Source organism: Streptosporangium sp. CA-135522, from assembly GCF_050949235.1.
Taxonomy (GTDB): Bacteria; Actinomycetota; Actinomycetes; order Streptosporangiales; family Streptosporangiaceae; genus Streptosporangium.
Map to the genome: position 1 here is coordinate 4,334,637 of NZ_CP192026.1, position 20,935 is coordinate 4,355,571.

The following is a 20,935-nucleotide window of genomic DNA, read 5'->3' on the forward strand; positions in this document are numbered from 1 at the left end:
GCGGGCGGAAGAACAGGGCGCCGGGGGCCGCGCCGGGGTCGGAGAGCGGCTGAGATGGACGCCTTCGCCGAGACCCCCGATCACCATGGGGCCTTTCCCCGGTTGAGCGACGAGCAGATCGCCGGGCTCGCGCCCCACGGGGCTCGGCGGCCTACCCGGCCGGGTGACGTCCTGATCCGTGAGGGCGAGTCCGGCTCCGAGTTCTTCGTCATCCTGGCGGGGAAGGCGGCCGTCATCCAGTCCGAGCGGGTCTGGCTGGTCCACGGGCCGGGCCGTTTCCTCGGCGAGCTCGGGCTGCTCACCGGGCAGAAGGCGTTCACGACATCGGTCGTCTGCGAGGCGGGCGAGGTCCTGGCGGTCCCCGCCCGCACCCTGCGGCGGATCGTCACCCACGATCCAGGTTTGGGGGACCTGATCCTGCGAGCCTTCATGATCCGCCGTTCGCTGCTCATCACCAGCGGGGCCGGACTGAGGCTCATCGGCTCCCGCTACTCGCCGGACACCCGCCGGCTGCGGCTGTTCGTCACCCGCAACCGCGTGCCGTACCGGTGGATCGATCTGGAGGAGGACAAGGAGGCGGAGGCGCTGGTGCGCGGTCTCGGCATCGCGCCCGACGAGACTCCGATCGTGATCCTGGGCGGAACCCGGGTCCTGCGCAACCCCGGCAACGCCGAGCTGGCCCGCGCCATCGGCTTGCCGGCGCCCTCCGCGCCGGAGGACCTCTTCGACCTCGTCGTCGTGGGAGCCGGTCCCGCGGGCCTGGCCGCCGCGGTGTACGGGGCGTCGGAGGGACTGCGCACGGTGGTGCTCGACGCGATCGCCGCCGGAGGCCAGGCGGGCACCTCCTCGTGCATCGAGAACTATCTCGGCTTCCCCGCCGGGATCTCCGGCGGCGAACTCGCCGAACGGGCCGTCATCCAGGCCAAGAAGTTCGGCGCGCACCTCGGCGTGCCCGCCGAGGCCACCTTCCTCAAGCGGCGTGACGGCCACTACACCGTCGGACTCCGTGACGAGCCGCCGGTCGAGGGCCGCACGATCGTCATCGCCACCGGAGCGCGGTACCGCAAGCTCGACGTGCCGCGCTTGGAGGACTTCGAGGGCAACGGCGTCTACTACGCCGCGACCCTGGCCGAGGCCGGATTCTGCCATGGTGAAACGGCCGTCGTCGTGGGCGGGGGGAACTCGGCCGGGCAGGCGACGATCTTCCTGTCCGAGCACGCGGCGTCGGTGCGCCTGCTCATTCGCGGTGACGACATCGCGGAGAACATGTCGCGCTATCTCATCGACCGGATCGAGTCCGATCCCAAGGTGGAGGTGATGCTCCACACCGAGGTGCGCGAGTTCGTCGGCGCCTGCGCCCTGGAGGCCGTCGTCGCCGAGGACACCCGCACCGGGGAGCGGCTGCGCCTGGACGCGCGGGCCGTGTTCGTCTTCATCGGCGCCGTTCCCTGCACCACCTGGCTCGCTCCGGAGATCGCCCTCGACGAGAAGGGGTTCGTCGTCACCGGTTTCGACGAGGGCCTGCCCTTGGAGACCAGCCTGCCGGGCGTCTTCGCGGTGGGCGACGTCAGAAGCCAGTCGATCAAGCGGGTCGCCTCGGCGGTGGGCGAGGGCTCCATGGCCATCCGGCTGGTGCACGAGCACTTCCTACGGCAGGAGACGCCTCAGTGATCCGGCCTCAGCGATCGGGGTGGACGCCCTCCTGCACGGAGATCCGGGCCAGTTCGACGCGCGAGTGGATGTCCAGCTTGCGGAAGATCTGACGCAGGTGGAAGGCGACGGTGTGCTCGCTGATGAACATCTGCTCGGCGGCCTGCCGGTTGGTCAGTCCCTGGGCCACGAGATCGCAGACGGTGCGCTCGGTGGCGGTCAGGCTGGCCCATCCCAGCAGGGGGTGCTCGGTCCGGACCCAGTGGCGGCGCCGCTCGCCCAGCATCCGCAGCCGGCCCCGTACCCGCGCCGCGTCGCGGATCGCCTCCACCGACGCGTAGCAGACGAGCGCGCTGTTGAAGCTGTCGACGGCCAGATCGCGCGCGCCGGCGTCCGCGCTGAGGAGCACGCCGAGATCCTCGGCGGCCGAGGCCCTGGCCCACGGATCGGCGTGCCCGGCCATGGCGCGGCCCAGCGCCTCCGGGTCGCGGTCGCGCAGGCCGCGCGCGTGGACGGCCGACACCGCGAGGTTGGGCAGGAGGGGGTTGCGCCAGGCGATGCCCTCGGCGGCGTCCACCACGACGTCGGCCCGGCGCTCGTCCCGCAGGGCCATCGCCATCCGCACCAGCCATGCCGCAGCCGTGGGCTCGCTGGTCAGGACCCCGGTGTGCCGGGGCAGCGCGTCGTAGACGCGGCTGAGCGAGCTCATCCCGCTCGCCGCTCCGCCGCGCGCCTCGCTGATCTGCCCGGCCGCCAGTTCCGACCGCAGCCGCGTGTACGGCGGTGCGTCCCGTGACCCCCTGGCCAGGTCGCTCTCCAGGTACCTGATCGCCCGGGGGAGGTCACCCGCCCGCAGCGAGGCGGTGCCGAGCACCGACAGCGCAGAGGAGGCGAGGACGGGGTCGTCCATGGTGCCGGCGGCGCTCAGCCCGGCCTCCCCCTGCTTGATCGCGCTGCCGAACCGGCAGGCGGCGAGGTCCAGGCGGGCACGGAGAACGGGGATCTCGGCGCTCCACGCCGGCTGTCCGACGGCCTCCGCCTCGGCGCTCGTCAGCACCGCCTCCGCCTCGTCGAGCAGCCACAGGTCGATCAGCATCGTCGCCAGGACGGCCCGCGGCTGCGGGTGACGTCCGGCGTTCGGCAGTTCCACGGCCTCGCGGGCCAGGTCGAGCCCGCGTGAGAGCCTGCCCTCGTCCCATGCCAGCAGGGCCAGGATCACGAGCGCCTCGGCGGCGGTGCCGTCCGCGCCCCGCGGCCCCGCGGCCGGGCGGTCCGGCGGGCTGCGCTCGATCTGGTGCTGCAGCGCCCGCAGCACCGGCGCGGGCACCGTCTCGACGATCGACCGCCACAGCAGCTCGTGCCGGAAGGTCAGCTCATCGGAGGTGACGACGAGCACATCGGCCGCCAGAGCCTCCTCCAGCGAGGGGAGCAGCGCGGCCGGGGTCTCGCCGAGCAGCTCGGCCGCGTACGTCGGCGAGAACGAGCGGCCGAGCACCGCGGTCGCCTCCAGCAGGTGCCGGGTCTTGGTGCTCACCTCGCCGAGGCGCCGCCGGACGGCGGTGTGGACGCGCCGGGGGAGAGCCGTCCCGGTCAGCCGGGCGACACCGGAGCTCATCCGCACGGCGTTCTCCTCGCGCAGCCCGGTCAGCAGTTCGATGAGCAGGAAGGGGTTACCGCCCGCCTGCGCGGACAGCTCCGCCAGCTCCTGTCCGGGAGCCGCGTTCAGGGCGTCGGAGACCACCTCGGCAACGGTGGCGTCGTCGAGCGGGCGCAACAGGAGGCGTGCGGCCCCCTCCTCCTCCAGGAGGTCGAACAGCCGGTCGCACTCGCCGGGGCCGGAGGTGGTGCGACGGGCCAGGAGCCACGCCAGCGGGCGGGAGGCCAGCCGTGACGGCAGCGTCCGCAAAACCATCAGCGTGGCCGGATCGGCCCACTGGAGATCGTCCAGGGTCACCAGCAGCGGCCCCGGCTCCGTCCGTCTCTCCAGCGCCGTCTTCACCCGCTCGGCCAGCCACATCAGCAGACCGGGTCCGTCGGGGAAGTCGCTTCGGCCGACGGGCGTGAGCGCCGGTGCCTCCTCCAGGGCCGACAGCAGTGGCCCCAGAGGCGTCAGCCGCCCCAGCTCGTCGGCCCGGCCGGACGCGACCGCCGTCCCGCGCGCGGCCGCCACGGCCGCCGCCTCCGCGAGCAGGAGGCTTTTGCCTATCCCCGGCTCGCCCTCCACCAGCACCACGTTGCAGCTCGTGTCCGTCACGGCCCCCAGCAGGCGGAGAATCGTCGCCCACTCAGGTCCGCGGCCGCGCACCGTCTCGTCCTGGCTCTGAGGTCATGCGATCGACTTCCCATCGGATGTTTCCCGGCATCACGTCCTCGGGGGCGGGACACTCTGTTCGAGGAAAGTACCCAAATGGATGCACCTTTGGTGGGTTACATGCTCAAAGGTTGATTAATGAGCGTTTCCACTCTCATGTCCGGTGCGTCGCCAGACCGGCTCGAGACCCTCAGCGCTCGATGAGCGTGACCTCGAGGGAGTAGTGCGAGGCGCGGTAGACGTGGGAGCCGTGCTCCACGGCCCGGCCCTGGTCGTCATAGGTGGTGCGGAGCATGGTGAGCAGGGGCGCGCCGCGCCGCTCACCGAGCAGTCGTGCCTCGGTGGCGGTGGCCGCGCGCGCTCCCATCCGCTGGTTGGCCACGCGCATCCGCACCCCGGCCGACCGGAGCAGTTCGTACAACCCGCGCTCCTGGAGGCTGTCGGTGGTCAGCGGGGCCAGCCCGACGGGCAGCCAGTTGTGCAGCAGTGCCAGCGGCTCGCCGGCGGCGTAGCGGATCCGCTCCAGGCGCAGCACCTCGGTGCCGGGAGCGACGCCGAGGACGGCGGCGACCCCCTCGTCGGCGGGCTCCGGCTCCAGGGCCAGCACCCGGGTGGCCGGTTCCTGGCCCGCCCTGCGCAGGTCGTCGTAGAGGCTGGTGAGCTCCACCGAGCGCTTGACCTGACCGTGCACCACCTGGGTGCCGACGCCGCGTTTGCGCACCAGCAGGCCCTTGTCGACGAGATACTGGATCGCCTGGCGGACGGTCGGACGGGACAGGCCCAGCCGGTCGGCGAGCAGGATCTCGTTGTCCAGCCGGGACCCCGGGGGCAGATCGCCTCGCTGGATGGCCTCGGAGATCTGCTCGGCCACCTGGAAGTACAGAGGGACCGGGCTGGACCGGTCCAGATCGATGGCGAGGTTCGCGGTCATCTGCCCTCCCTTGAATGCGCTCTGTGACCAGGCTAGTGGACATCAGAATGTCATGACAAATAACAGTCCACCGCTCCGGAAACGTCAATGATCCAGCAGGTCGGCGGTCGGCGTAGTAACCTGCCAATGTACTCGGGAGCCGTCGTCGGCGCCATGGACGCCAATATTACCTATTGATCATGTAGGAAATGGGGGTAAAGTGGTTGTCTGGTCACACGAAGGAGCCGCCATGAGCCCGGAACCGGGGGCCGAGGGCCCGCTGCCCACCGCCGTCAGGGCCGCGCGCTGGATCCGTTCCGCCGCCGTGGACGACGAGCGGGGGCGGCACTGGCGAGCCAACCCCGACGTGCGAGGCCGGTCCGCGATGCCAGGCCAGCCGTCGTCGCTGTATTCCGGTGCGGCCGGCATCGTCCTGTTCTTCCTCGAACTCGCCGCCGCCACCGGCGACGACGGCTATCTCGACGACGCCGTGGCCGGAGCCCGTTACCTGGCCGCCACCTGGCGGGAGCAGCCCGACCTCTCCCTCCACCACGGGCTGGCGGGAGTGATGTTCGTGCTCGCGGAGGCGGGATGGGCCACCGGGGAGAGCTCCTTCGAGGTCGAGGCCGGGGCCATCGCCGACCACATCGTGCGCAGTGCCCGTCCCATCGACGGCGGCCTCGGCTGGACCGGCGACCCCTCGCAGCGCGGTGACGGCGGGATCATCCTGGGGCTCCTGCACGCCGCGGGCATCCTGGGCGTCCCCACCTATCAGGAGATCGCCGTCGAGGCGGGCGCGCGCATCGCCACGCTCGCCGTGCCCGGCCACCGGTTCGGCGACGGCGCCTGCGCCGACCTGCCGTTGGACGCGGTCACGCCCGGCTTCCTGTCCGGTACGGCGGGCACCGCCTTCCTGCTCGCCCGCCTGTACGGACTGACCGGGCGGAGCGACTTCCTACGCGCCGCCCGGAGGGGAGCCGACTTCGTCCGCGCGATCAGCGTCGTGACCAAGCGGTGCGCGATGGTCCCCCATCACATCCCGCAGGGGCGCGATCTGCACTACCTGGGATTCTGCTCGGGCTCCGCCGGAGTCGCGCGCATGTTCTATGAGCTGTACCGGGTCGCGGGCGACGCCGGGGATCTCGACTGGGTGGAGCGGCTGGCCCGGGGAATCGTCCGCAGCGGCACCCCCGCCCGCCAGACGGACGGCTACTGGAACGTGGCCTGCCAGTGTTGCGGCGCCGCCGGTCTGGTGGAGCTGTTCGTCGGGCTCTGGGCGGCCACCGGTCGCCAGACCCACCTGGAGTTCGCCCACGAGCTGGGGGCGAACCTGATCGGCCGGGCCACCCGGCACGACGAGCAGGGCTCCCGGTGGTACCAGGCCTATCGCCGGTTGCGTCCCTGGGAGGTCACCGCCGACACGGGTTACATGGTCGGGGCGGCGGGGATCGGGGCGGCTCTGCTCCACCTGGACGCCACCACGCGCCCGCAGGAGATCCGGCGACTCATGCTGCCACCCGACAACCCGTTCCCCGCCATCCCGCTGCCGACCGCGACGCTTCGTCATTCCTGAACCTTCCTGAACTTTCCTGAACGTGGCGGTGTCGTCGCCGGACGCGGCGCCGTACGGAGGGGCGACGGGCGATGGCGGTCCCTTCCCGTGAGGTCCTGAAAAAGGTCCTGAAAACGACCTGAGCCACGTGACCGTCAAAAGACGATCAAGCTCGTGACCATGATTGGTGATTCTTCGTGAGCACTACGCAAGCCTTGCCTACCGTCGGTGCCGTGCTGACCATTGAGGACTTCCTTCCCGACCCGGGCCGTTCCACGGTGGCGTTGGAGCCCGCCGAGCCGGGTCCGGGCCACTGGGTGGGCGCCCCGAGCGCGGTGGCCGACGGCGGGGTCGTCTACCTGGCGTACCGGTTGCGCCGCCCGGTCGGCGAGGGGCGCGGTTACGCCGTCGCCGTCGCCCGGTCGACCGACGGCGAGCGGTTCGAGACCCTGCTCACCATCGGCCGGCAGGAGATGGACACCGAGTCGCTGGAGCGTCCCACCCTCGTGCGCACCCTCGAGGGAGGCTGGCGGCTCTATCTGAGCTGCGCCACCTACGGGAGCAAGCACTGGCGGGTGGAGGTGCTGGAGGCCGGCGACCCTGCCGGGTTCGACCCCCGCGACCGCCGGGTCGTGCTGCCCGGCGATCCCAAGACCGGCGTCAAGGATCCGGTGATCGTACGGCGGGGCGACGTGTGGCACCTGTGGGCCTCCTGCCACCCGCTGGCCGAGGCCGAGGAGGCCGACCAGATGGTGAGCGACTACGCCACCAGCGCCGACGGCCTTGAGTGGACCTGGCAGGGCACGGCGCTCAGCGGCCGGCCCGGCACCTGGGACGCCCGGGGCGCCCGGATCGCGGCGGTCCGCTTCCTGGAGGACAAGGTCGTCGCCTTCTACGACGGCCGGGCCACCGCGGCGGAGAACTACGAGGAGAAGACCGGAGTGGCCATCGGCGCCGACCCGGCCGAGCTCACCCCGATCGGCACCGAACCCGCCGCGGTCTCCCCGCACGCGGGCGGTGGGCTGCGCTACCTGGACATCGTGGACCTGCCGGAGGGCGGGTACCGGCTCTACTACGAATACACCCGCCCGGACGGGGCCCACGAGCTCCGCACCGAACTGCGCTGACGCCACCTGGCGATCACCTGGCGATCACGGGCCGTCCCACCCGGCCGTCCCATCCGGTGAGGCCGCGGCGGCCTGGGACGCACCTCGTGTGGAAGCTGGCGCCCAGGCGCGCCCCCGCCCCGGCCTCTTGCGTCCTGTCCCGCGCTCGCCGGCGTCCGCTACGCCTGCGGGCGCCCGTTGCGGGCCTGGCGCTGACCCGAAGGGCGGGTGCCCACCAGGCCGCCGGACCGCTCGCGCGGGCGCAGCCAGTCGCTGAAGTCCTCGCCGGTCACCCGCTGCAGCAGCGCGATGTCCTCGGCGAAATGGCCGATCAGCCGCTCGCGTTGCTCCCAGGTCAGGGGCTGGCGGGGACGGTCCTGCTGCTGCAGCCGCCGCTCCAGCGGATCGGTGAGCGCCCCGCTCGCCCGCGCCGGCAGGAACCGGCCGACCGCCGCTCCGACCCGCAGCGCCCGCGACAGCAACCGGTGGCCGTGTGTCGGCTCGGGATGAGCGGTCACATTCTCCCGGGGGACCTCGGTGAGGACGCCGGTCTCGACCCCGAGGAAGCGGCAGATCCGGTCCAGGGTTTCGACGGGCCGGTCGACCAGGTCGCGGTAGCGGAAGATCAGCACCTGCTCGCGGGGGAACAGGGTGAACAGGTGCGCGAGCTGCTCGCCGTACCGGCCGAGCCCCCGGTAGTGCCAGAACGGCGCCCAGCCCGCCTTGATCCGCCGTCCCTCCTCCTCGCAGGCCCGCACGATGTCGCCGATCGGCTCCAGCCCGGCCGACCACAGGTGGGTCCAGTTGGAGTGGGCCCGTTCCACCGGATCGCGCAGCACCACGATCAGCCTGGCCTCGGGGATCGTGGCCCGGATACGCCGTTGTGCGGCCGGGTCGTACAGGTAGAACGGGGTGGACTCGCCGGTCAGCGTGCCAGGTGGCGCCGCGCCGAACAGGGCCTCGTAGTCCTCGCGACGCCAGACGTGCTCGCGGTAGGTCTGGGCGTCGCCGGGGCCGCCCCTGGTCGGGGGCGGCCCTTCGGTGAGGAAGAACTTCGGCTCTTTCACCGGTGACAGGAAGAGCCCCGGGTGGCGGGCGAGCGCCGAGTGCAGCGCGGTCGTCCCGGTTTTCGGGGCGCCGATCGTGAGGAAATCCGGCAAGGACATCGTCATTACCCCTAATTCCTACTATTATTAGGGCAAATATAACCCCTTTAGGGGTAAAAACAAGCGCCGATCGGCGAGCGGTCGCCGGGGTCGGGGGCCGGGAACTCCGGGGCATGGCGCGGCGGCGGGTTCGCGGCGTGGCCTCGCCCGCGGGCGTGAAGTTGGGTTCGTCTGCCCGTCATGGCGGGCGTGCCGGTCCTGTTGCGGACTTTCAGGCTGTTTTCGGTGTTTTTCCCATCAAGCGCACCTCAAACACCCTATGTATGAGCTGTCCTCTTGCCTGGAGGTGCTCTCGTTGTTGCCTCTCCAAGTCCTAATGTCACGACAAATTATTGACAGCGCGGTAATGCCATGGTTACAAACCAGGGACGGGGGAGATCCGGCGAGGCGACGCGCGGAGGTTACCGATGAAGTGGACGACAGGGCTGGTCGTCGTGGCCGCGCTGGGGCTGTCCGCCCTGACCGGCTGCTCGGGCGGGCAAAGTGGACAGGGTGGGCGGGTCAGCGGGGAGCCGGCGGCCTCCTCGGCCCCGGCCGGGGGAGGCGCCTTCGCCGTCATCACCCACGCGAATTCGGGAGACGCCTTCTGGGACGTGGTCAAGAACGGGGCCGAAGCCGCCGGCAAGCGCTACGGCGTGACGGTGAGCTACCAGGGCGACGGCGACCCGGCGCGGCAGTCCCAGCTCATCGACCAGGCCGTCAGCCAGAAGGTCGACGGCATCGTGGTCTCCATGGCCAATCCGGACGCGCTGAGGGAGGCCGTCGGCAAGGCCGTGGCCGCCCGGATACCGGTGATCACCATCAACTCCGGCGGGGACCGGTCCCGGGAGTTCGGCGCGATCACCCATGTCGGCCAGTCCGAGGACGTGGCCGGGCGGGGGGCGGGGGAGAAGCTGAAGGCCGAGGGCGTCACCAAGCTGCTCTGCGTGATCCACGAAGCCGGGAACGTCGGCCTCGACCAGCGCTGCAAGGGCGCCACCCAGGGGCTGGGCGGCACCGTCGAGCGGCTCCAGGTGGACGTGGGCAACCTCGCCGACGCCACCTCCAAGATCAAGGCCAGGCTCCAGTCGGACACCTCCGTCAACGGCGTGCTGACCCTGAACCCCGCCGTGGCCGTCGCCGCCCGCGACGCGATCGCCGACAGCGGCTCCAAGGCCAGGCTCGCCACCTTCGACCTGTCGGCCGACGTCGTCACCGCCATCAAGGACGGCGAGATCCTGTTCGCCGTGGACCAGCAGCAGTACCTGCAGGGCTGGCTGCCGATCACCTTCCTGGTCCTCTACCGTGACAACCTCAACACCGTCGGCGGTGGCCTGCCGGTCAACACCGGTCCCGGATTCGTCACCAAGGACAATGCCGAACAGGTGGCCGAGCTCGCCGAGAGCGGCACCCGATGACGGTCGCGGACGAGCGGCTCGCCCGGACGGGCGTGGCCCGCCGGCTGCTGATCCGGCCCGAGCTCGGCGCGGTGGTCGGCGCGCTGGTGGTCTTCGCGTTCTTCGCGAGCCAGTCGGCGACGTTCCGCTCGATCGAGGGCGTGGCCAACTGGCTGGACCCGGCCTCCACCCTCGGCATCATGGCGGTGGCGATCGCGCTGCTGATGATCGGCGGCGAGTTCGACCTGTCGGCCGGGGTGCTCACCGGCACCACCGGCCTGATCGTGGTCGTCCTCGCCACCCGGTACGGCTTCGCGGTCTGGACGGCGATGCTCGTCGCCCTCGCGGTGGCCCTGCTGGTCGGCTTTCTCAACGGGTTGATCGTGGTCCGCACCAGCCTGCCGAGCTTCATCGTCACGCTCGGTACGTTCCTGATGCTGCAGGGCGCCAATCTGGGCGTGACCAAGGCCCTGACCGGCACCGTCCAGGTCGGCGGCCTGCGCAAGGCCGAGGGATACGAGGGCGCTCGGGCCCTGCTGGCCGGGACCGTCCCGGCCGGCGGGGCCGACTTCCGGGTGGCCATCCTGTGGTGGCTGGGCGTCACCGCGCTGGCCACCTGGGTCCTGATGCGGACCAGGGCCGGAAACTGGATCTTCGCGGTGGGCGGTGACGACCGGGCCGCCCGGGCCGTCGGGGTCCCCGCCGAACGGACGAAGATCGCGCTGTTCATGACGACCGCGGCGGCGGCCTGGCTGGTCGGCTCGATCCTGGCGCTGCGTTTCACCTCGGTGCAGGCCAACTCGGGCATCGGCCAGGAGTTCGTCTACATCATCGCGGCGGTGATCGGAGGCTGCCTGCTGACCGGCGGGTACGGCTCCGCGATCGGTGCCGCGATCGGCGCCGTGATCTTCGGCATGGCGGACAAGGGCATCGTGTTCGCCGGCTGGGACGCCGACTGGTTCACCTTCTTCCTGGGCGCCATGCTGCTGCTGGCGACCCTCGCCAACCGGCTCGTCCGCCGCTACGCGGAGGAGGCGAAGCGTTGACCCGAACCGACGTGGCCCCCGATGACACCGGTGAGGGCGCCCGCCGCCTCCTGGAGGTCCGTGCCGTCGGCAAGACGTTCGGCGGCGTGATCGCGCTGCGGGACGTCTCCACGCGGGTGTGCCCGGGGGAGGTGACCTGCGTTCTGGGCGACAACGGCGCCGGCAAGTCCACGTTGATCAAGATCCTGTCGGGTGTGCACCCGCCCGACTCGGGGGAGTATCTCGTGGACGGCGCGCCCGCCGCCTTCACCAGCCCCCGTGACGCCCTGGACCGGGGCATCGCGACGGTTTACCAGGACCTGGCGATGATCCCGTTGATGTCGGTCTGGCGTAACTTCTTCCTCGGTTCCGAACCCCTGCTCGGCCGGGGCCCGCTGCGCCGCTTCGACGTGGCCGGGGCCAGGCGTGTGGTCCGCGAGGAGTTGCGCTCCATGGGTATCGACATCCGCGACGTCGACCAGCCGATCGGCACCCTGTCCGGCGGCGAACGCCAGTCCGTGGCCATCGCCCGAGCCGTCCACTTCGGCGCCCGCGTGCTCATCCTGGACGAGCCGACCTCCGCGCTGGGGGTCAAGCAGGCCGGGGTCGTGCTCCGCTACATCGCCCGGGCTCGTGACCGGGGACTGGGAGTCGTCCTCATCACCCACAACCCGCACCACGCCTACCCGGTCGGCGATCGGTTCCTGTTGCTCAACCGGGGCGCCAGCCTCGGCGAGTACGGCAAGGCGGAGCTCACCCGCGAGGAGCTGACCTCCCTGATGGCGGGCGGGGCCGAGCTCGAACAGCTCGCCCACGAGCTGGGGCGGGGCGAGCCGCCCGGCTGAACACACCGGCCGCGGAACCTCCTACTATGAATCTACTTTGTAAAGGGCAGGGGTCGGGCCGGCATGGCCGTAACGTGAGAAGGCGACCCCCGAGCGAAGGAGATACGACAAGTGGCACGCGAAGCCGTCTGGGCCGTCATCACCGCGATGTACGACGCCTACCGGCGCGGTGACCGGACCGGGATCGACCGGCTGCTGCACCCGGAGGCGACGATCTGGGACTCGGCGGAGCCCATGCTGATCACCAGCGGGACGCAGCTCGACAAGGTCCGGGACGCCCGGCCCGCCGACGGTCCGCGGGAGACCGAGGTGCGTGCCCACGACGAGGTCGTCGACGTCTGGGGGGAGACGGCGCTCGCCCGCTACCTGCTCCGCGTCGAGTTCGCCGAAGGTGAGCCCGAGATCGTGCGCACCACCGCGGTGTTGCGGCTGGTCGAGGGGGAGTGGCTCATCGTGCACATCCACGAGAACACGCTCTGAGCTGCGGTTATCCTGGGGCGACAGGGCCTGGTGCCCGCTCGGCGAGGAGTCGGGCGGGCGAAGTGCACAGCTCTCCCGAAGGGGGCCGGATCCATGGTGCGGCAAGACTTCGCGCCCCCTCCCGAGGAGCCCCATGACCGCCACCGAACCCCGGACGCTGCCCATCGGCGCCGCGCCAGCCCAGCCGCCCGGCCACCCGGGCGGACCGCACTCGCCGATAGCCTGTCCGGGTGGCCGCCCCGTACCTCACGTTGGAAGACGTCGCCGAGCACGAGCTCGAAATCAAACGATCACGGTTCATCTGCGCGATCGCTCCGGTGACCACGGAGGAGGCGGCCAGGCGGTTCGTGGCCGGCCGTAGGCGGCTGTACGGCGACGCCACGCACAACTGCTCCGCCTACGTGATCGGCGGGGACCGGCTGGTGCAGAAAGCCGACGACGACGGGGAACCCGGTGGCACCGCGGGCACTCCGATGCTGGAGACGTTGCTGCGCCGCGGGCTCGGCGACGCGGTGGCGGTGGTCACGCGCTACTTCGGCGGGGTCAAGCTGGGCGCGGGCGGCCTGGTCCGGGCGTACGGCTCCTCGGTCGGCAAGACGCTGGACCTCACGCCCCTGGTGGAGATGGTGCCCGCCAGGATCGTGTTCGTGACCGTGGAGCACGTCCAGGCGGGACGGCTGGAGAACGACCTCCGTGCCTCGCCGTACGAGCTCAGGGAAGTCGTCTACGGCGCCGAGGTCGGCTTCCGGGTCGCGGTGCGGGAGGCGGACCTGACCGTCTTCCCCGGTTGGGTCGCCACGCTGACGGCCGGCCGCGCGGAGGTCGAGGCCGGCGAGACGGTCTATCTGAGGAAAGCCTGACCGCTCCGCGGAGCGCGCGTCATGCCCGGAACCGACCCCGGGATCGATACGGCGCGGTGGCGCGGCCGGCGCGCATGCGTGAGCGCGTGCTCCCCGTGGCGGGAAATGTGGGATGGATCACCGCCGTTCACGGAACTTCGCGGCCGGTGAGCGGGCAGGGCCCGTCCGCCGGTCGCCGCGGCCGGGTCCGGCTTCCGCCGGCCACGCTCGCCCGCGGCGGCTGAGAGCCGCCCTGACGTGCGGAAATCTCTACGGAGCGGTCGGGCGAACGGTCCGGCGGCCCCGACCGCCCGGTGGAGCCTGGGGTTTTCCGCACCTCGCATGCTGGGGTGCGTGCGAGAAGGTCCGATGGCGTCCCTCATGTCTGGCGTATTTGAATCTCTTTAGCCTTGTCGCCATGAGTGCAACCAACGTCGACGGAATCGCCGGATGGGCGATCAATCTGATGGAGACCCTGGGCGCGCCCGGCGCCGGTGTGGCGATCGCGCTGGAGAACCTGTTCCCGCCGCTGCCGAGCGAGGTGATCCTGCCACTGGCCGGGTTCACCGCGAGCAAGGGGAACATGACTCTCTTCGACGCCGTCCTGTGGACCACCCTCGGCTCGGTGATCGGCGCGCTGGCACTCTACGGGATCGGCGCGATGCTGGGCCGCGACCGGGTGGTGGCCATCGCGGCGAAGCTGCCACTGATCAGCGTCTCCGACATCGAGAAGACCGAGGCCTGGTTCGCCAGGCACGGCAGGAAGACGGTCTTCTTCGGTCGCATGATCCCCATTTTCCGCAGCCTCATCTCGATCCCGGCCGGGGTCGAGCGCATGCCGATCACGGTCTTCACCCTCCTGACCACGCTGGGCAGCCTCATCTGGAACACCGCCTTCGTGATGGCCGGATACCTGCTCGGCGAGAACTGGTCGCTGGTCGAGGACTACGCCGGGGTCCTGTCCAAGGCCGTGCTGGGCGTCGTGGTGCTCGCCGTGGTGGTCTTCGTCGTGATCCGGTTGAGGGACCGGCGCACGGGCAGGCACCACGCGGGGCGGTGAACACGCGGAAGAGGGCCGGCCGAGGCCCGCTCGGGCATCTGTGCCGTCTCGGCTTCCGAGCGGTTCAAAAGATGTGAACGTTATCCAATCTCATTGATCAAGGCAGCTGCCTGACCTGTATGATTTCGACTGAGCCGGGTCGTGGTGTGAGACCGGACAAGAGGATCTGGGAGTCTCCGATCCGATTCCAGGCCGGATCCGGCCGCGGAGCCGCGCACGGCCCTCGGACGGCCGCCGTCGTGTCGCCCGCTCCACGGAAACCTTCTTGAATCCCCGAAACCTGTATTTCGCCCTTTCCACTGCCGCCTCGACGCTTCCTGCGGCCCGGCGGTGAGGCGGGAGGGGAAGGGGAAGTCGTTCGAACCGGCCAGGGGGAGGCCGCGTCTGATGGATGGATTCTCGCAACTGGTGATCCGGACGGCCGCCGCGTTGGCGCTCGCCGTGTCCGGCTGCGGCAGTGGCACCGTCTCCCAGGGCCCGTCGGCCTCTCCTGCCACTTCCACATCCACCACCTCCATCACCTCGGCCACCCCTGCGGCTCCGCCGGCTTCCCCCGCCCCTTCCGGCTCCACCACCGCCCCGCCGCCCTCCCCGTCCCCGCCGGCTTCCGCCGCTCCTTCGCTCCCCGGCCGAGGACCCGCCCCGGTCACGGCCGAGGAACGCGCGTCGGCCCTGGTCCGCCCCGCCATCGTGTTCGTGGAGGTCCGATGGTCCGGCTATCTCCGGAACGAGGCGACCGGACAGCTCTGGGGAAGCAAACCCATCAAGGATACGAGCGGCTGCACCGGGTTCTTCGTGAATCCAGACGGATATCTCGTCACCGCCGGCCATTGCGTCGATCCCGGGATCGAGGGCATCACGCGGTCGTTCTTCGACGAGGTGATAGACCAGGAACGGGCGAACGGCAATCCGAAGACCAGGGCCGAGCTGGACCGGGACCTCGTCGGCAACTGGGTCGCCGAGGGACAGGTCGCGGGCACGCCGCCGGACAGGGAGGTGCGGGTCAGGCAGACCATCGCCGGTCCGTTGTTCAACGGAGACACCCCGGGTGAGGCTCCCACGACGGGCACCGCCTCGCCGAGCCCCATGGGAGGCCGGTCGGAGTTCGCCCGCGTGATCATGTTCGAGCCCTCCAGTGAGGGGGACCTCGCGCTGCTGAAGATCGAGGGAACGAACCTGCCGAGCGTCGAACTCGCCCCCGAGTCAGCGGTCGAGATAGGAACACCCGTGCTGGCGATCGGTTACCCCGGGCCGGTGCTCTCGATGACGGATCAGGTGCTGGAACCGAGCAACAAGGACGGAAAGGTCAGCGCGAAGAGCGTGAACAGAGGGCTGCCCCTCTACGAGATCAGCGCGGCCGTGACGAACGGCATGAGCGGAGGGCCCGCCGTCGAGACGGCGTCCGCCCAGGTCATCGGCGTGCTCTTCTACAGGGCCCGCAACGAGCAGCCGTTCAACTACGCCTCGCCCTCCTCACTCGTCCGGGAGCTGCTCGGCCGCAGCGGGGTGAGAAACCGTCTCGGCCCCGTGGACGGGCTGTACCGCACCGCCCTGCAGGACTACTGGGCGGGGGACTACGCCGGGGCCGTCAGAGGATTCGACGCGGTCCTCGCCCAGGTGCCCGCACACCCGCAGGCCAAGGAGTACAGGGCCATGGCGGCCGGCCGGATGGCCGGGCGGCCCGGCCCATCGCCTTCGTGATCAGCGAGGAGCCCGCCGTCCGGATGCGGGAGAGGAGACTCTCCCGGACGGCTCGTCCTCGACGGGGTGAGGCGCGCCGGGCATTCTCCCCGGACACGCGTCCACCCCGCCGGCGCGTTCTTCAGCCTTCCAGGGCGTACTGCATGACGCGGAGCTTGGCCTGGGCCTCGGCGAGCTCGGCGGCCGGGTCGGAGTCGCCCATGATGCCGCAGCCGGCGAACAGGCGGGCCCGAGACCCCTCGATCTGGGCGCAGCGCAGCGCGATGCCCCACTCGCCGTCGCCCCGGGCGTCGATCCAGCCGACCGGGCCGGCGTAACCGGCGCGATCCATGCCCTCCAGCTCGCGGATGACGTCGAGCGCCGTCTCCGTGGGCGTGCCGCCGACGGCGGCCGTCGGGTGCATGGCCGCGACCACGTCGAGGACCGAGGCCCCGGCCGACAGCCGCCCGGTCACCGGGCTGGCCAGATGCTGGACGTTGGACAGGACCAGGAGCTCGGGCTCCTCGGGCACCTTCAGCTCGGAGCAGAGCGGGGACAGCGCCTCCCGGACCGACTCCACCGCGCAGGTGTGTTCGTAACGGTCCTTGTCGGAGGCGAACAGAGCGGCACCGCGCGCCTCGTCCTCCGCCTGGTCCGCGCCCCTGGAGACCGTGCCGGCCAGCACCAGGGACTCGATCGTCTCACCGGTGTGCCGCACCAGCAGCTCGGGAGTGGCGCCGACCAGGCCGGCGCAGGAGAAGGTGTAACACGCCGGATAGCGCTGGGCCAGGCGCGACAGCAGCAGGCGGACGTCGATCTCGCGCTCCGCCGTGGCGGTCAGGTCGCGGGCGAGCACGGCCTTCTCCAGGCGGCCCGACCTGATCTGCCGTACGGCGCGTGCCACGGCGTGCTCCCACTCGGGAGCGGTCAGACTGCCGTCGCCGTAGCGGATCCTGCCGGGGTCGCGAAGCGGGGTGACCAGGTCCAGCCGCTCCTCGCCGAGGGTGGTCAGCCAGGCGCGGCCGTTGCGGCGGGCGAGGACGACCTGCGGCACGACGAGAACCGAGCCGTGGGCGTCCGGGTCGAAGGTGAACGAACCGAACGCGACCGGGCCCGAGCCGGGGGCGCCCACGTCGTCGTCGACGTGGGCCTCGCCGAAGGTGGCCGTCAACCAGTCGCGTGCCCACTCGAAACGCCTGGGGCCGGGGGGCACAGCCACGCGTACGGCCTCTCCCCAGGCCACCAGACCCTCGCCGTGCCTGATCCAGGCGTAGGGGGCGGCTTTGGGAAGTCGCGCGAGCAGGTCGCCGGGGTCGCCGACGAGCGTGGTTCTCACCACGAGGGGACGTGTTAATCCGAGCGCGACACTCACCCGGAACACTCTATGCCGGAAACTGAACGTGTTCGGCGAGGGTCCCCCAATCTGCACGCTCGCCACGCTCTGTCAAGAAAACCAAGGCACTCGGTCAATGAAGGGCGCCACGCTGTTCTGCGGTGATACATCCGAAGCAGACTGATCTCTCAGGCGGAGGTGCCATGGCTTGCCGGACTGTGACAGCATTCACAGGGGTCGTGGTGCTCGCGGCCACCTTCGCGATCCCGCCGGCGGCGAGCGCCGTCGAGCCGTGGCGGCCGGTGGTGATGGCCGCGGTCGGCGACTCGATCAGCGCCGGGTTCAACGCCTGCGGCTGGTACGCCCCCTGCGTCTCGCGCTCCTGGACCTCGGGTGACAGCACGGCCGTCCAAAGCCACTACCTCAGGTTCCGCGACCTGGACGACGGCATCGCCGGACACAACGTCAACCTCGCCGTCCCCGGTGCGACCAGCGCCGACCTCGCCACGCAGATGGCTCGGGCCGTCGCGCAGCGCGCCGACTACGTGACGGTTCTGATCGGCGCCCAGGACGCCTGCGTGTCCGAGGAGCGGGGGATGACCCCGGTGGGGGTCTACCAGAGCCGGGTGGCGGAGGCCCTGAAGCTGTTTCGGACCGGACGGCCCGGCGGCAAGGTGTTCGTGGCGAGCATCCCCGACCTCAAGCGGCTCTGGCAGGTCGGCAAGGACGACCTGCTGGCGCGCGGGTTCTGGTCGGTCGGCCGGATCTGCCAGACCATGCTGGCCAGGCCCACCTCGACCGCCGCGGCCGACCGGGCCCGCCGCGACCGGGTGCGTGCCAGGGTGGTCGCCTACAACGCCGCCCTGGCCAAGGTCTGCGCCGCCTACGGCCCGGCCTGCAGGTTCGACGGCAACGCCCTGTTCAACACCCGGTTCACCCTGAACCACGTCAGCAAATGGGACTTCTTCCATCCCAACGCCGCCGGGCAGCAGCTGATCGCCCAGAGGACCTTCCAGACGATCCGCGACTGGGTCGAGGAGCCGGTGTGGGAGCTGCAGACCCAACCCTGACGCCGCCGCCGGCGAACGGTGCGGCCGCGCCCATCGGATGAGGGGCGCGGCCGGGTTCAGCGGCCTGTCTCAGCGGCCGGTCTCGGGGGCGTCACGTGCGTCCGCGCGAGGGTCAGCACATGTTCGTGAGGCCCACCGCGTCGATTCTCTTGCCGAAGTTGGTGTCGTACGCCTTGGCGTAGTCACCGGCGTTTGCCCTGCGCCGCTCCGCCGGGTCCCAGTCGATGAAGCAGCCGGAGGCGTTGGCGTAGAAGGAGTAGACGTGGTCGTGCAGGTTGGACGGCATGTCGCGGTAGCCGCTCGAGGGCGTCCACCGCCACGGCGTGCCGCTGAAGTTTCGGTAGTACCAGAAACAGATCTGTCCTGCACCGCACTGCTCGGCCGCGCGCCGGAGTGCCGCCTGCTCGGAACGCCGGTCGGGAGAGCCCGGCTCCGCTCGTGCGGGCGCGGTGAATCCCGCGCACAGGAGGGCGGCGACGATGGCGACGGCGGCGAGGCGCGCCTTGTGGACAGGTGATATCACGGTGAGTCCTCTGGTCGGGGTTGCGCTTGCCCGACCGATGGTCCCCCGGCCACCCTCATCACTTCAAGTTACTATATCGTTACTAGAGGTGATGAGAGGGTGGTGAAGGCGGGGCCGGTGAGCCGGCATGGGCGCAGGAGGCTCAAGGGTTCTCCCCTTCGCCCTCCTCGCCCGCTCGCCTCCGGTGCGGTCTCAGCTCGCCAGTGAGGCCAGGACGGCCGCGGTCCGCACGGGCTCGGAGAACATCGGCCAGTGGCCGGTGGGCAGCTTCTCGAAGCTCCACTGCGGCCCGGCGAGCGCCTCGAAGAGGGGGTGGCCGGCCGCGGCCATCTCACGGACCTGCTCCAGTGGGATGGAGCAGGCGATGAGCGACTTGGGCAGCCCGTCCACTCCGCCCTTCAGCGCCAGCGGCTGGGTCATCGTGCCGTACGGCTGGGGCGTCGCGCGGGAGACGAACCACGCGCGCTCGGCCTCGCCCAGGCCTTCCAGGCTCGCTCCGGCCTGCTCCTGCTCCTGCCAGGACGGCAGCGGATACTCCACCCCGCCGCCCTGTTCGGCGACTCGCGTCTCGATGAACGCCCGCTGGTCGGGCTCGTTGAAGTCCATGAACGTCATGCCGTCCGCGGTCGGGCCGCTGTCGAGGTAGACGAGGCGGGCGACGCGCTCGGGGATCCGGTCGGCCGCGCCCGTGACGGCGCCGCTGGCGCCGCTGTGGCCGACGAGGATCACGTCGTGCAGGTCCGCGAAGACGATCGTGTGGACGATGTCCTGGATGTGCGTCTCCAGGTCGACCCCGGGACCGGCCAGGTGCGCCCGGTCGCCGAGCCCGGTGAGAGTGACCGGGTGGACGTCGTGGCCGGCCTCGCGCAGCGGGGGAACGACCTTCTCCCAGGCCCAGGCGCCGAGCCAGAAACCGGGGACCAGGACATAGGTGCTCATTCGTTTTTCTCCTTGATCGGTTGACACCACCCTATGATCGAATCCGGACAGAATCAGTCCTGATTTTAGGAGACCTTGGTGACCGTCACCCGAGTGCTCACGTTGCTGGAACTACTGCAGGCCAGGCCTGGCCTGACCGGGCCGGAGCTCGCCGCCCGGCTGGAGGTGGACGAGCGCACGGTCCGCCGCTACGCGGTGCGGCTCGCCGAGATCGGGGTCCCGGTGGAGGCCGAACGGGGCCGCTACGGCGGCTACCGGCTCCTGCCCGGCTTCAAGCTGCCGCCGCTGATGCTCACCGATGACGAGGCCACGGCCGTCATGCTGGGGCTGCTCGCCGGGCGGCGGAGCGGGCTCGCGGTGGGGGAGGCGGCGACCGAGAGCGCGCTGGCCAAGATCCAGCGAGTGCTCCCGCAGGCGCTGCGCGACCGCGTCGACGCGGTGTCGGAGACCCTCGCGCACACCCGGACTCCGGCGCCGGTGAACACCCCGAAGGCCGGGCCGCTGCTCGCGCTCGCCGGCGCCGCCCGGCGCGGGCACACGGTACGGCTGGCCTACCGGTCCTGGCGGGGCGATTCCTCCGAACGCGACCTGGACCCCTACGGCATCGTCTTCCACTCCGGGCGCTGGTACGTCGCCGGATTCGACCATGCCAGCGGGGAGATGAGGACCTTCCGGGTCGACCGGGTGGCGAGCGCAGCACGGACCGGAACCGCCTTCGAGGTCCCGGCGGACTTCGACCCGGTCGCGCACGTGCTCGGTTCGCTGGCGGCGGTGCCGTACCGGCACGAGGTGAAGGTGCTGCTGGCCACCACGATGGAGGAGGCGGCCAGGAGGATCCCGGCCTCGACGGCGACTCTGACCGAGACCGACGACGGGGTCCTGGTGGAGACGAGGGCCGAACGACTGGACGGGATGGCCCAGATGCTCGCCGGACTCGGCTGGCCGTTCACCGTGATCACACCGGACGAGCTGCGCGGGGAGATCAGGGCACTGGCCGGACGGCTCGTCGAGGCGGCCGGGGTCGGGCCCTGACCACCTCGCCGAAATCCGCGAGAGCCCGCCGGGTCTCC

General features: G+C 71.0%; 18 protein-coding genes. 12 read left to right on the forward strand and 6 right to left on the reverse strand.

Annotated elements, in window-relative coordinates; genetic code table 11:
- Window positions 1-54 precede the first annotated feature (54 nt).
- Window positions 55-1,671 (forward strand): FAD-dependent oxidoreductase, encoded by a 1,617-nt coding sequence (locus tag ACQPYK_RS20055; protein ID WP_433257304.1) that lies wholly within the window; start codon window positions 55-57, stop codon window positions 1,669-1,671.
- A 7-nt stretch (window positions 1,672-1,678) separates the two neighbouring features.
- Here ACQPYK_RS20055 and ACQPYK_RS20060 read toward each other — a convergent pair whose 3' ends face one another.
- Window positions 1,679-3,955 carry a helix-turn-helix transcriptional regulator gene (locus tag ACQPYK_RS20060; RefSeq protein ID WP_433257306.1) on the reverse strand — a complete coding sequence of 759 codons (2,277 nt, stop codon included), beginning with the start codon at window positions 3,953-3,955 and terminating at the stop codon, window positions 1,679-1,681.
- A gap of 196 nt (window positions 3,956-4,151) precedes the next feature.
- Window positions 4,152-4,892 (reverse strand): GntR family transcriptional regulator, encoded by a 741-nt coding sequence (locus ACQPYK_RS20065; protein WP_433257308.1) that lies wholly within the window; start codon window positions 4,890-4,892, stop codon window positions 4,152-4,154.
- Window positions 4,893-5,121: 229 nt separating this feature from the next.
- Between ACQPYK_RS20065 and ACQPYK_RS20070 the strand changes: the two genes are divergently transcribed.
- Window positions 5,122-6,444: a lanthionine synthetase LanC family protein gene (locus ACQPYK_RS20070; protein ID WP_433257311.1), complete on the forward strand. Its 1,323-nt coding sequence runs from the start codon at window positions 5,122-5,124 to the stop codon at window positions 6,442-6,444.
- 212 nt (window positions 6,445-6,656) lie between these two features.
- A complete protein-coding gene (locus tag ACQPYK_RS20075) occupies window positions 6,657-7,550 on the forward strand; it encodes a hypothetical protein (RefSeq protein ID WP_433257313.1) in 894 nt (297 codons plus the stop codon).
- 158 nt (window positions 7,551-7,708) lie between these two features.
- Here ACQPYK_RS20075 and ACQPYK_RS20080 read toward each other — a convergent pair whose 3' ends face one another.
- Entirely contained in the window at window positions 7,709-8,695 is a 987-nt protein-coding gene (locus tag ACQPYK_RS20080; protein WP_433257314.1) for a sulfotransferase family protein, read from the reverse strand.
- 407 nt (window positions 8,696-9,102) lie between these two features.
- Here ACQPYK_RS20080 and ACQPYK_RS20085 point away from each other — a divergent pair, with 407 nt between their 5' ends.
- The 7 genes from ACQPYK_RS20085 (at window position 9,103) to ACQPYK_RS20115 (ending at window position 16,021) form a co-directional block, all read left to right on the forward strand.
- Window positions 9,103-10,092, forward strand: a complete 990-nt coding sequence (locus ACQPYK_RS20085) for a sugar ABC transporter substrate-binding protein (RefSeq protein WP_433257316.1) — start codon at window positions 9,103-9,105, stop codon at window positions 10,090-10,092.
- Window positions 10,089-11,117 (forward strand): ABC transporter permease, encoded by a 1,029-nt coding sequence (locus ACQPYK_RS20090; RefSeq protein WP_433257318.1) that lies wholly within the window; start codon window positions 10,089-10,091, stop codon window positions 11,115-11,117. Before ACQPYK_RS20085 ends, ACQPYK_RS20090 begins: the two co-directional genes overlap by 4 nt.
- Window positions 11,114-11,941: an ATP-binding cassette domain-containing protein gene (locus tag ACQPYK_RS20095; protein ID WP_433257320.1), complete on the forward strand. Its 828-nt coding sequence runs from the start codon at window positions 11,114-11,116 to the stop codon at window positions 11,939-11,941. Before ACQPYK_RS20090 ends, ACQPYK_RS20095 begins: the two co-directional genes overlap by 4 nt.
- Window positions 11,942-12,052: 111 nt before the next feature.
- Window positions 12,053-12,421, forward strand: a complete 369-nt coding sequence (locus ACQPYK_RS20100; protein ID WP_433257321.1) for a nuclear transport factor 2 family protein — start codon at window positions 12,053-12,055, stop codon at window positions 12,419-12,421.
- A gap of 230 nt (window positions 12,422-12,651) precedes the next feature.
- Window positions 12,652-13,281 (forward strand): YigZ family protein, encoded by a 630-nt coding sequence (locus tag ACQPYK_RS20105; protein ID WP_433257323.1) that lies wholly within the window; start codon window positions 12,652-12,654, stop codon window positions 13,279-13,281.
- Window positions 13,282-13,678: 397 nt separating this feature from the next.
- Window positions 13,679-14,320 carry a DedA family protein gene (locus tag ACQPYK_RS20110; protein ID WP_433257325.1) on the forward strand — a complete coding sequence of 214 codons (642 nt, stop codon included), beginning with the start codon at window positions 13,679-13,681 and terminating at the stop codon, window positions 14,318-14,320.
- A gap of 387 nt (window positions 14,321-14,707) precedes the next feature.
- Complete coding sequence (locus ACQPYK_RS20115) at window positions 14,708-16,021, forward strand: trypsin-like peptidase domain-containing protein (protein WP_433257327.1); 1,314 nt, start codon at window positions 14,708-14,710, stop codon at window positions 16,019-16,021.
- A gap of 121 nt (window positions 16,022-16,142) precedes the next feature.
- Here the strand turns inward: ACQPYK_RS20115 and ACQPYK_RS20120 are convergent, their stop codons facing one another.
- Window positions 16,143-17,372 carry an isochorismate synthase gene (locus ACQPYK_RS20120; RefSeq protein WP_433257329.1) on the reverse strand — a complete coding sequence of 410 codons (1,230 nt, stop codon included), beginning with the start codon at window positions 17,370-17,372 and terminating at the stop codon, window positions 16,143-16,145.
- 179 nt (window positions 17,373-17,551) lie between these two features.
- On the opposite strand from ACQPYK_RS20120, the gene ACQPYK_RS20125 reads away from it, so the two are divergent.
- The gene (locus ACQPYK_RS20125) at window positions 17,552-18,403 is read left to right on the forward strand and encodes a GDSL-type esterase/lipase family protein (RefSeq protein WP_433257331.1); all 852 of its coding nucleotides are present in this window, start codon (window positions 17,552-17,554) and stop codon (window positions 18,401-18,403) included.
- A 112-nt stretch (window positions 18,404-18,515) separates the two neighbouring features.
- Here the strand turns inward: ACQPYK_RS20125 and ACQPYK_RS20130 are convergent, their stop codons facing one another.
- Together ACQPYK_RS20130 and ACQPYK_RS20135 are read right to left on the reverse strand one after the other, a co-directional pair.
- Window positions 18,516-18,926: a peptidase inhibitor family I36 protein gene (locus ACQPYK_RS20130; protein WP_433257333.1), complete on the reverse strand. Its 411-nt coding sequence runs from the start codon at window positions 18,924-18,926 to the stop codon at window positions 18,516-18,518.
- 192 nt (window positions 18,927-19,118) lie between these two features.
- Entirely contained in the window at window positions 19,119-19,865 is a 747-nt protein-coding gene (locus ACQPYK_RS20135) for an alpha/beta fold hydrolase (RefSeq protein WP_433257335.1), read from the reverse strand.
- Between the two features lie 78 nt (window positions 19,866-19,943).
- On the opposite strand from ACQPYK_RS20135, the gene ACQPYK_RS20140 reads away from it, so the two are divergent.
- A complete protein-coding gene (locus ACQPYK_RS20140; protein WP_433257337.1) occupies window positions 19,944-20,897 on the forward strand; it encodes a helix-turn-helix transcriptional regulator in 954 nt (317 codons plus the stop codon).
- Window positions 20,898-20,935 lie beyond the last annotated feature (38 nt).